General features: G+C 66.0%; 9 protein-coding genes. 8 read left to right on the top strand and 1 reads right to left on the bottom strand.

Features of this window, described 5'->3' with window-relative positions; translation table 11 throughout:
- The first annotated feature begins 382 nt into the window (after window positions 1-382).
- From AUL34_RS12485 to AUL34_RS12475, 3 genes are all read left to right on the top strand, one after another.
- The gene (locus AUL34_RS12485) at window positions 383-2,158 is read left to right on the top strand and encodes a type I secretion system permease/ATPase (protein WP_244492546.1); all 1,776 of its coding nucleotides are present in this window, start codon (window positions 383-385) and stop codon (window positions 2,156-2,158) included.
- Window positions 2,159-2,179: 21 nt separating this feature from the next.
- Window positions 2,180-3,565: an HlyD family type I secretion periplasmic adaptor subunit gene (locus tag AUL34_RS12480; RefSeq protein ID WP_061934252.1), complete on the top strand. Its 1,386-nt coding sequence runs from the start codon at window positions 2,180-2,182 to the stop codon at window positions 3,563-3,565.
- Between the two features lie 98 nt (window positions 3,566-3,663).
- Window positions 3,664-4,878, top strand: a complete 1,215-nt coding sequence (locus AUL34_RS12475; protein WP_061934250.1) for a glycosyltransferase family 4 protein — start codon at window positions 3,664-3,666, stop codon at window positions 4,876-4,878.
- On the opposite strand, the gene rirA is transcribed toward AUL34_RS12475, so the two are convergent.
- A complete protein-coding gene (gene rirA / locus AUL34_RS12470; RefSeq protein WP_061934248.1) occupies window positions 4,879-5,349 on the bottom strand; it encodes an iron-responsive transcriptional regulator RirA in 471 nt (156 codons plus the stop codon).
- Window positions 5,350-5,586: 237 nt separating this feature from the next.
- Here rirA and AUL34_RS12465 point away from each other — a divergent pair, with 237 nt between their 5' ends.
- The 5 genes from AUL34_RS12465 to AUL34_RS12445 all read left to right on the top strand — a co-directional run bounded on the left by AUL34_RS12465 (window position 5,587) and on the right by AUL34_RS12445 (window position 10,046).
- The gene (locus AUL34_RS12465; protein WP_061934246.1) at window positions 5,587-6,489 is read left to right on the top strand and encodes a branched-chain amino acid ABC transporter permease; all 903 of its coding nucleotides are present in this window, start codon (window positions 5,587-5,589) and stop codon (window positions 6,487-6,489) included.
- Window positions 6,490-6,566: 77 nt separating this feature from the next.
- A complete protein-coding gene (gene livM, locus AUL34_RS12460; protein ID WP_061934279.1) occupies window positions 6,567-7,949 on the top strand; it encodes a high-affinity branched-chain amino acid ABC transporter permease LivM in 1,383 nt (460 codons plus the stop codon).
- Between the two features lie 2 nt (window positions 7,950-7,951).
- Entirely contained in the window at window positions 7,952-8,938 is a 987-nt protein-coding gene (locus tag AUL34_RS12455) for an ABC transporter ATP-binding protein (protein WP_061934245.1), read from the top strand.
- Window positions 8,935-9,702: an ABC transporter ATP-binding protein gene (locus tag AUL34_RS12450; RefSeq protein WP_061934243.1), complete on the top strand. Its 768-nt coding sequence runs from the start codon at window positions 8,935-8,937 to the stop codon at window positions 9,700-9,702. The genes AUL34_RS12455 and AUL34_RS12450 overlap by 4 nt, the downstream gene beginning before the upstream one ends.
- Entirely contained in the window at window positions 9,702-10,046 is a 345-nt protein-coding gene (locus AUL34_RS12445) for a DUF6867 family protein (RefSeq protein ID WP_061934240.1), read from the top strand. The genes AUL34_RS12450 and AUL34_RS12445 overlap by 1 nt, the downstream gene beginning before the upstream one ends.
- Window positions 10,047-10,084 lie beyond the last annotated feature (38 nt).

Here is a 10,084-nt window from a genome sequence, read left to right as displayed (position 1 = left end):
CGGCGGGCAACCGGAGAAGCTCCATGGCGGGGTCTCGCACACCCTGCCGAACCGCAACCACCGCGCGGGTCGCCGGAGGCGGACCACTTTAATCAACTACCCCAGGAGGTTCGCCTCCGGCGGCCCGTCGCCCGTTCCACCGGGCCGACACGAAACAAGACCTCCATCAACCCGGTCGCACACGCGATGCGGGTGCTTTCGTGCGTCCATGGTACTCCGTGTCACGGGGACAAGTGGAAAAACCCTAGCATTCTCTGTATGGTCCGGCCACGGCACCCTGCTGCGGTCGGAATTGCCCTCAAGATGCCGTCTTTGGCTGTTGGGAGCGGTCCACGCGTGCGGGCGTCCGATGTACCGCAGCGTCCGTCCGCAAAGGCGATCCATGCAGACCAAAGTTACCCTCGCGCCCGAAATGCGCGATGCGATCCGCGCCGGCGCCCGGCCCATGGCTTTCGCCGCGCTGTTCTCCTTCGGATCGAACCTGCTCTTCCTGGCGATGCCGCTTTACATGACGCAGGTCTACAGCCGCGTCATCACCTCGCATTCCGAAGCGACGCTGATCTATCTCTCCATCGCCGTCATCATGGCCTTCATGGTGATGATCGCGCTGGAGGAGCTGCGCGGCCGCATCCTGATCCGCATCGGCACGATGCTCGACCGCAAGATGGCGCCCCGCCTTCTCGACGCCGTCGTCAACGCCGGCCTTCGCGCCGGCCGCCCGGCGCGCGCCTCGGCCCTGCGCGACCTCGACACGTTCCGGCAAGGGCTCGCCGGCAACGTCACCAACACCATCCTCGACGCGCCCTGGGCGCCGATCTTCCTTGTCGTCATCACGATGATCGACTGGCGCCTCGGAATGGCCGCCACGATCGGCGCGATCCTGCTCTTCGGTCTTGCCCTCCTCAACGAGTACGTGACGAAGCCGGCGCTGAAAGAGGCCAACATCGCCGGCCAGCGCTCGTACGCCGCCACCGATTCGGGCCTGCGCAACGCCGAGGTCATCTACGCCATGGGCATGCTGCCCGGCCTCACCAACCGCTGGAACCGCGACCGTCTGGCCATGCTGGGAAGCCAGGAGGAAGCGTCCGAGCGCGGCGGCTCGGTCCAGGCCGCGATCCGCTTCCTCAACAACTTCCTCCAGGTTTCCATGCTCGCCGGCGGCGCGCTGCTGGTGATCGAGGGCCTCGCCGGCCCCGGCATCATGTTCGCCGCCGTCATGCTGGTGTCGAAGGCGCTGGCGCCGGTGCAGCGCGCCGTCGGCTCGTGGAGCACGATCGTCAACACGCGCCAGAGCTTCGAGCGCCTCAACGCGCTGCTTCTCGAATTCCCCGCCGCCGAGCGCGGCATGGAGCTGCCGCGCCCCTCCGGCAAGCTGTCGGTGGAAGGCTGCTTCTACGCCTTCCCCGGCACCAACAAGGCGCTCCTGAAGAACCTCGCCTTCACCCTGGAACCGGGCGATTGCCTCGGTCTCATCGGCCCCTCCGGCGCCGGCAAGAGCTCGCTCGCCCGCCTCCTCATCGGCGTCCAGCGCCCGACGTCGGGCTCGGTGCGCCTCGACGGCGCGGAGATGCACTCCTGGGGCCGCGACCATATCGGCCGCCACATCGGCTACCTCCCCCAGGACGTCGAGCTCTTCTCCGGCACAGTGCGCGAGAACATCGCCCGCTTCGCCCCGCAGCCGGACGACGCCGCCGTGCTCGCAGCCGCGAAGATGGCCGGTTGCCACGACCTCATCCTGCGCCTTGCCGACGGCTACGACACCGAGCTCGGCGAGGGCGGCGCCATGCTGTCCGTCGGCCAGCGCCAGCGCGTGGCCCTCGCCCGCGCCGTCTACGGGAACCCGAGCTTCGTCGTCCTCGACGAGCCGAACGCCTCGCTGGATTCGGATGGCGAGCAGGCGCTCCTCGCCGCCATCGTGGCGCTCCGCCGCATCGGCTCCACCGTGGTGGTCATCTCGCACCGCATGTCGGCACTGAACTACTCGAACAAGATCCTTCTCCTGCGCGACGGCATGGTGGAGCGCTTCGGCCCGCGCGACGAGGTCCTCGCCCGCGTCGTCGCCCCGGCGCCCACACCTGCGGCCCAACCGCAGCAGCCACAGCCCCAGCAGGCGGTGGCCGGGGCGCCGGAGCCCAAGGCCATTCCGGCTTCGTCCTGATCCTGAAGAGAAGAGAGACCCATGTCCGTTATCGCCTTCAGGAAGAAGCCCGAGGACCAGCAACCCGCCCTGCCCGGCGCGACCGCGCCCGATCCCAAGACCGGGGGTGAGGACGGCGGCTTCGACTTCGGCCTTCGCCGCCCGATCCTCATCGGATCGACCATCGTCGGCGTGTTCATCGTGGGCATCGGCACCTGGGCGGCGTTCGCGCCGCTCTCGGGTGCGGTGCTCGCCGGCGGCGTCGTCAAGGTCGAGGACAGCCGCAAGGTCGTGAAGAACCGCGACGGCGGCATCGTGAAGACGGTGATGGTGCGCGACGGCCAGCACGTGCAGGCCGGCGACATCCTGCTGCAGATGGACGACGTGCAGGCCCGTTCGGCCTACGAGGTTTACGACAACCAGCTGATGAACCTTCTCGCCCGCCGCGCCCGCTTCACGGCGGAGAGCAAGGGCGAGGACACGATCACCTTCCCGCCCGAGCTTCTGGAGCGACGCGACGATCCGGCGGTCGAGCAGTTGATCACGGATCAGACCACCCTCTTCGAGACCCGCAAGATGGGCCTCGAGACGCAGGTCGACATTCTGCAGCAACGTCGCCAGCAGCTCGAGACCCGCATCAGCGGCTACCAGATCCAGATCACTTCCATCGATCGCCAGCAGGAGCTGATCGAAGAGGAAAAGAAGGGCGTCGCCTCGCTCCTCGCCAAGGGTCTCGCGCCCAAAACGCAGGTGCTCGCGCTCGAGCGCGCGTCGGTGGACCTTGGCGGCCAGACCGGGTCGCTGAAGTCCCAGATCGCCGAAGCGCGGGAAACGCAGGGCGAGGCGGAAATGCAGATCAACCGGCTCCGGCAGGACCGTCTGACCGAGGCCAACGAGGGTCTCAGCACCGTTCAGTCGGACATGGCCAACATCGTGCCGCGCCTTCAGTCCTCCAAGGCGACCCTCGCGCTCACCGAAGTGCGCTCGCCCGTGACGGGCACCGTGATCGGCCTGACGCAGTTCACCGATGGCGGCGTGCTCGGCCCCGGCGAGCGGATCCTCGACATCGTGCCGGAGAACACGCAGCTCGTCATCGAGGCGATGATCCAGCCGCAGGACATTGCCAAGGTCGAGCCCGATATGGCCGCTATGGTGAAGCTCACGGCCTACAACCAGAGCACCACGCCGTCGGTGAACGGGAAGATCCTGCGCGTCTCGCCCGACCGCCTGACGACCGAGAACGGCACGGCCTACTTCAAGGCCGACGTCGAGGTGCAGCCGAGCGCCCTCGCCCACCTGTCGCACGACATCCGCCTCTATCCCGGCATGCCGGCCGAGGTGATCATCCCGACCGGCGAGCGCACCGCGATGGACTACATCCTCTCGCCGATCACGCGGTCGATGGACCGTGCCTTCCGCGAAGAGTAAGGCAGCCTCGGCGGCGCGGCATCGGTTCGCGCCGTCGTCCATGGTCCCGAACGTCGCCGCGTGAAGGGATGTCCTCACCTTCTCGTGCAGTGCCGTTCATGATCAAGAACAAGACGCTCCTCTTCATCCATCAGAATTTCCCCGGACAGTTCCTGCATCTCTGTCGGGCCCTGGCGCAACACAACCGCCTGTTCTTCATCACCAAGCCGACGAAGAACCGGCTGCCGGGTGTGCGGCTGGTGGAATACACGCCGCACCGGGCGCCCAATCCGCAGATCCACAACTACCTTCGGACAAACGAGGACGCGATCCTCCACGGACAGGGTGTGGCACGCCTCCTCCTTCAGATGCAGAAGGAGAACGTTCGGCCGGACATCATCATCGGCCACAGCGGCTGGGGCGAGACGCAGTTCGTCAAGGATGTCTTCCCCGATGTTCCGCTGCTCAGCTACATCGAGTTCTACTACAGCGCCCAAGGGGCGGATGTCGGCTTCGATCCGGAGTTTCCGAGCCAGCCCGAACTCAAGTTCCAGCTTCGCTGCCGCAATCAGGTGATTCTGTCGTGTCTCGAATCGACGGATTTCGGCCTGTCGCCGACGCGCTGGCAGCACAGCCGCATCCCCGCCGTTTTCCAGCCGAAGGTGAAGGTGATTCACGACGGCGTGGACACAGATCAGATCGCTCCCGCCGATGCGCCGTCGATCACGCTGGACGGGCGGACCTACGACAAGTCGGCGCCGGTGGTCACCTATGTCGCACGGAACATCGAGCCCTATCGCGGTTCGCATATCTTCATGCGTGCCATCAACCGCATCCTCCAGAAGGTGCCGGATGCACGCATCGTGATCGTGGGCGGCGACGGCGTGTCCTACGGCGCGCGCCTGCCCGATGGCGAGACCTACAAGGCGCGGTTTCTCAAGGAAAACCAGGTCGACGAGTCACGGGTCCATTTTGTCGGGCGGGTGGAGTACGACGACTTCAAGAAGCTGCTGCAGGTCTCCGACGCCCACGTCTACCTGACCTACCCCTTCGTCCTGTCGTGGTCGATGCTGGAGTCGATGGCGAGCGAATGCCTTCTGATCGGGTCGCGCACGGCGCCGGTCGAGGAGGTCGTCCGTCATGGCGAAAACGGGCTCCTGGTCGATTTCTTCGACCCACAGGAACTGGCCGACACGGTGGCGGAGGCCCTGCGCCAGCCGGAGAAGTATCGCGAGATGCGCCGCGAAGCGCGCCGGACGATCGTGCGGGACTACGACCTCAAGCGGGTCTGCCTCCCCGCGCAGCTTTCCCTGATCGGCCGAATGCTCGCCTGATCAGCCCGTCATCGTGGCGAGTGCCGGCGGCACGGTCTCGTCGAGACCGAGCCGGTTCCGGATCGGACCGCTGGAGGAGACGAGCCCTTCGATCGTGTGGCTCCCGAGCGTCGACAGGAACGCATCGAGCGCGCTGCGCAGCGCCGCGTTCAGGGCACAGCTGTCGATCAATGGGCAGTCCACCGCCCCCGTCTCGAAGCATTCGGCCATCGCGAAGCTTTCCTCGGTCGTCTCCACGACCTGACGCAACGTGATGGTCGATGCCGGCCGCGCCAGACGTATGCCCCCGTTTCTGCCGCGCACCGTCTGAACGAAGCCGGCTTCCACCAGGGGCTGGAGAATCTTGAAGAGGAACAGCTCGGACACGTTGTATGCAGCAGCGACGTCGCCCACGCGGCTCAGCCGGTCGGTGTTAACAGCGCAATACATCAGAAGGCGGATCGCATAGTTCGTCTGGCGGGTGAGCCGCATGGTTTCCTCCCTCGGGCGGGCTGCCGAGCAGATGGTGCTTCTTAGAACAATTCCAAGCGATTGGGAAATGCGGCGACTTCGAGCCGTGCAGCGATGAATCACGGCTTATCCACGTTCACGCTTCCAGGCCGCGTTGGCGAAACCCTTTCGAGTTGCTATGAAATTCGCCATGCATGAGGGTTGTGCGACAGGGAGGCCGAGACCGGTGCCCGAAGCCGCTCGAATCGAAGAGGCTCCATGGAATACTTCCTCCAACAATTGATCAACGGTGTGACGCTCGGATCGATCTACGGATTGATCGCGATCGGCTACACGATGGTCTATGGCATCATCGGCATGATCAATTTCGCGCATGGCGAAGTGTTCATGATCGGCTCGTTCATCGCCCTGACCACGTTTCTGCTGCTGGTCTCCGCGGGCTTGACGTTCCTGCCGATCGTTCTCCTCCTGATGATCGTGGTGGCGATGCTGTTTACCGCCCTCTGGGGCTGGTCGATCGAACGCATCGCCTATCGGCCTCTGCGCGGCTCCTTCCGCCTCGCGCCCCTCATCACCGCCATCGGCATGTCGATCTTCCTGCAGAACTTCGTGCAGGTGTCGCAGGGTGCGCGCGTGAAGCCGCTGCCGCCTCAGATCCAGGGCGCCGTGCAGGTCATCCCCGGCGTCCAGATTTCCTACATGCAGATCACCATCATCGTGGTGACGCTGGTGCTGATGACGGTGTTCTCGCTGCTCATCGCGCGCACCCCGCTCGGCCGCCAGCAGCGCGCCTGCGAGCAGGATTCCAAGATGGCCGCGCTCCTCGGCGTCAACGTCGACCGCACCATCTCGCTGACCTTCGTCATGGGCGCCTCTCTCGCCGCGGTGGCCGGCACGATGTACCTCCTCTACTACGGCGTCATCGACTTCTACATCGGCTTCCTCGCCGGCGTGAAGGCGTTCACGGCCGCCGTTCTCGGCGGCATCGGCTCGCTGCCCGGCGCCATGCTCGGCGGCCTTGCCATCGGCCTGATCGAGACCTTCTGGTCCGGCTATTTCTCGGTCGAGTACAAGGACGTCGCGGCCTTCTCGATCCTGGCGATCGTCCTGATCTTCCTGCCCTCCGGTCTCTTGGGCCGGCCCGAAGTGGAGAAGGTCTGATCATGGCCGGCATACAGACCCCGACCGCCAACTCGCCCGAAGGGGCGCAGATCGCGGAAGAAGCGCGTCGCGACGCCATGCGCGGCGAGCCGCCCTTCGTCAACGAGCCGACATCCGGCCCGAGCTTCGCGGTGGCGCTGCGCGAGGCGGTGATCACTGCAGCCATCGTCGGCGCGCTCACGCTGTTCTTCCTTCTCGTGCGTACCGACATCGCGCCCGGCGGCCTCGTCTTCTCGATTCGATGGGATCTCTGGTTCGTCGCGGTGGCGCTCGCCTTCGGCGTTCGCCTCTTGCTCAGCCTCGTGCTGTTCCAGCGCAAGGAAAAGGGCGCCGGCACGGCCAAGAGCGGTAAGACGGTGTCGACCAAGGGCGCCGGCCTCGGACGGTTCCTCGGTGTCGGCCTTCTGGCGCTCGCCCTGGTACTGCCCTTCCTAATCCAGTTCGTGGCGCCCTCGAGCGACCGCTACCTGATCGACCTCTCCATCCTGATCCTGACCTACGTGATGCTCGGCTGGGGCCTCAACATCGTGGTCGGTCTGGCGGGCCTGCTAGACCTCGGCTACGTCGCCTTCTACGCGGTCGGCGCCTATTCCTTCGCGCTTCTCGCCATCAACTTCGAGCTCGGCTTCTGGGTCTGCCTGCCGATGGCGGGCCTCTTCGCGGCGCTCTGGGGCATCGTGCTCGGCTTCCCGGTGCTGCGCCTGCGGGGCGACTACCTCGCCATCGTGACGCTCGCCTTCGGCGAGATCATCCGCGTCGTGCTGCTCAACTGGTATCAGGTGACGGGCGGCCCGAACGGACTTCTGGGCATCCCGCGCCCGACCCTCTTCGGCCTCGACTTCGGACGCGGCGAAGGCTCGTTCTCGGACTACTTCGGGATCCAGTACGACGGCATCCACCGCTTCATCTTCCTCTACTACATCATCCTGGCGCTCGCGCTCCTGACCAACTTCGTCACCCTGCGCATGCGCCGCATGCCGGTCGGACGGGCCTGGGAAGCACTGCGCGAGGACGAGATCGCCTGCCGCGCGCTCGGCATCAACACCACCAACGTCAAGCTGACGGCGTTCGCCACCGGCGCCATGTTCGGCGGCTTCGCCGGCTCGTTCTTCGCGACGCGGCAAGGCTTCATCTCGCCGGAAAGCTTCACCTTCCTCGAATCGGCGATCATCCTCGCCATCGTGGTGCTCGGCGGCCTCGGCTCCCAGATCGGCGTCGTGATCGCCTCGATCGTCATGATCGGCGGCATCGAACTCCTGCGTAACCTCGGCTTCCTGCAGGTCGTCTTCGGCGCGGGCTTCGATCCGACGCAGTACCGCATGCTGATCTTCGGCGTCGCCATGGTCGCCATCATGGTCTGGAAACCGCGCGGGCTCGTATCTTCACGCCAGCCCTCGGCCGTCTACAAGGAACGCAAGGCCATCGGCGCCGACATGGTCGCTCAGGGCGAGGGACATTGACGATGGCGGAGACGATTGAGACGGCGGGTCGCTGGATGCGCGACCCGGTGCTGACCGTCGAGCACCTCACCATGCGCTTCGGCGGCCTCGTCGCCATCAACGACCTGTCCTTCGACGTCGGGCGCGGCGACATCACCGCCCTGATCGGCCCCAACGGCGCCGGCAAGACCACGGTGTTCAACTGCGTGACCGGCTTCTACAAGCCGACGGAGGGGCGCATCGCCCTCCGCCGCGGCACCGGAATCGGACAGGACGAGGTCGTTCAGCTGACGCGCTCGGGCGCGCAGAGCCGCAAGGTCTCTGGCGGCGAGGTGTTCCTGCTGGAGCGCATGCCGGACTTCCGCATCACGGAGGTGGCCGGCGTCGCGCGCACGTTCCAGAACATCCGCCTCTTCGGCGGCATGACGGTCTTCGAGAACCTTCTCGTCGCGCAGCACAACAAGCTGATGGCCGCCTCCGGCTTCACGGTCGGCGGTCTTCTCGGCCTGCCGGGCTATCGGCGCGCCAAGGAAGCGGCGCAGGACCGCGCGGTGGACTGGCTGAAGCGCACCGCCCTCCTCCACCGGGCCGACGATCCGGCGGCCGACCTCTCCTACGGCGACCAGCGCCGGCTGGAGATCGCCCGCGCCATGTGCACCGATCCGGTGCTTCTGTGCCTCGACGAGCCGGCGGCCGGCCTCAACCCGCGCGAATCGGCCGAGCTGAACACGCTGCTCCGCTCGCTGCGTGACGACTTCGGCGTGTCGATCCTCCTGATCGAGCACGACATGGGCGTCGTCATGGAGATTTCGGACCACGTCGTGGTGCTCGACTACGGAACCAAGATCTCGGACGGCACCGCGCATGCCGTCCGCAACGACCCGCGCGTCATCGCCGCCTATCTGGGCGTCGACGACGAGGAGGTCGAGGAAGTGGAAGCCAAGCTCCACGAGGGCGACATCGACGGCGCGGTCGCCACAGCCGGACTGCCGGGAGGAGTGGGCGCATGAGCGCGACGATGACGCACAGTGAGGTTCCCGCGCCGGCGACGGCGCAGCCCCTTCTGTCGATCCGGGGCGTCGAGACCTTCTATGGCAAGATCCAGGCCCTGAAGGGCGTGGATCTCGACGTCGGCGAGGGCGAGATCGTCACGCTGATCGGCGCCAACGGTGCCGGCAAGTCGACGCTGATGATGACGATCTGCGGCAATCCGCGGGCGCGCTCGGGGCAGATCCTCTATCGCGGCGAGGACATCTCGCAGCTGCCGACCCACACGATCATGACCCGCCAGATCGCGCAGTCGCCGGAAGGCCGTCGCATCTTCGGGCGCATGACAGTGATGGAAAACCTGCAGATGGGCACGACGCTCGTCGGTCCTGAGCACTTCGACGACGACCTGCGAAAGGTCTTCGATCTGTTCCCGCGCCTCAAGGAGCGCGCGACGCAGCGCGGCGGCACCTTGTCGGGCGGCGAGCAGCAGATGCTGGCGATCGCCCGTGCGCTGATGAGCCGACCGAAGCTGCTCCTCCTCGACGAGCCCTCGCTCGGCCTCGCGCCGCTGATCGTGAAGCAGATCTTCGAGGCGGTGCGCGAACTCAACCGCAACGAGGGTCTGACCGTGTTCCTGGTGGAACAGAACGCGTTCCATGCGTTGCGTCTCGCCCATCGCGGCTACGTTATGGTCAACGGGCGCATCACGATGAGCGGCACCGGACGCGAGCTCCTCGCCCGCGAGGAAGTGCGCAGCGCCTATCTCGAAGGAGGGCATCACTGATGGAAAAGGAAATGGCCCTCCTCTGGGAGGTGACGTTCTTCGAGTTCCTGATCGTCAGCGTGGTGATCGGCGGGGCCCTCGCCTATGCGATCGGCCGCTCGACGGCGCGGTCCTGGAGCGGTTGGGGGACGCTGATCTTCTACTGCCTTCTTCTGACGGTCGCGATCCGCTTCCTGCATTTCAGCCTGTTCCGCGGCACGTTCTTTCTGCCGCCCGAGACGCTGCCGACGGCCTTGCACTACGCGCTGATCGACTTCGCGGTGATCGTGGCCTTCGCCGCATTCGGCCGGATGCGCACGCGGGCGGGGCAGATGGCGCGCCAATATCGATTCGAGAGGGCATAAAAGTTCGGCACGTCCGGGAAGGTCGAAAAAAATAGGCA

Origin of the sequence: Aureimonas sp. AU22, assembly GCF_001463745.1 — a bacterium.
Classification (GTDB): Bacteria; Pseudomonadota; Alphaproteobacteria; order Rhizobiales; family Rhizobiaceae; genus Aureimonas.
Note: the sequence above shows the minus strand (reverse complement) of the source record. Positions and strands in the feature narration are given on the sequence as shown.

Excerpts from the sequence above, each read along its gene's own strand:
- AUL34_RS12450 (WP_061934243.1), top strand. The coding sequence starts at position 8,935 with ATGAGCGCGACGATGACGCACAGTGAGGTTCCCGCGCCGGCGACGGCG.
- AUL34_RS12455 (WP_061934245.1), top strand. The coding sequence starts at position 7,952 with ATGGCGGAGACGATTGAGACGGCGGGTCGCTGGATGCGCGACCCGGTG.
- AUL34_RS12445 (WP_061934240.1), top strand. The coding sequence starts at position 9,702 with ATGGAAAAGGAAATGGCCCTCCTCTGGGAGGTGACGTTCTTCGAGTTC.
- livM (WP_061934279.1), top strand. The coding sequence starts at position 6,567 with ATGCGCGGCGAGCCGCCCTTCGTCAACGAGCCGACATCCGGCCCGAGC.
- AUL34_RS12475 (WP_061934250.1), top strand. The coding sequence starts at position 3,664 with ATGATCAAGAACAAGACGCTCCTCTTCATCCATCAGAATTTCCCCGGA.
- AUL34_RS12480 (WP_061934252.1), top strand. The coding sequence starts at position 2,180 with ATGTCCGTTATCGCCTTCAGGAAGAAGCCCGAGGACCAGCAACCCGCC.
- AUL34_RS12465 (WP_061934246.1), top strand. The coding sequence starts at position 5,587 with ATGGAATACTTCCTCCAACAATTGATCAACGGTGTGACGCTCGGATCG.
- rirA (WP_061934248.1), bottom strand. The coding sequence starts at position 5,349 with ATGCGGCTCACCCGCCAGACGAACTATGCGATCCGCCTTCTGATGTAT.
- AUL34_RS12485 (WP_244492546.1), top strand. The coding sequence starts at position 383 with ATGCAGACCAAAGTTACCCTCGCGCCCGAAATGCGCGATGCGATCCGC.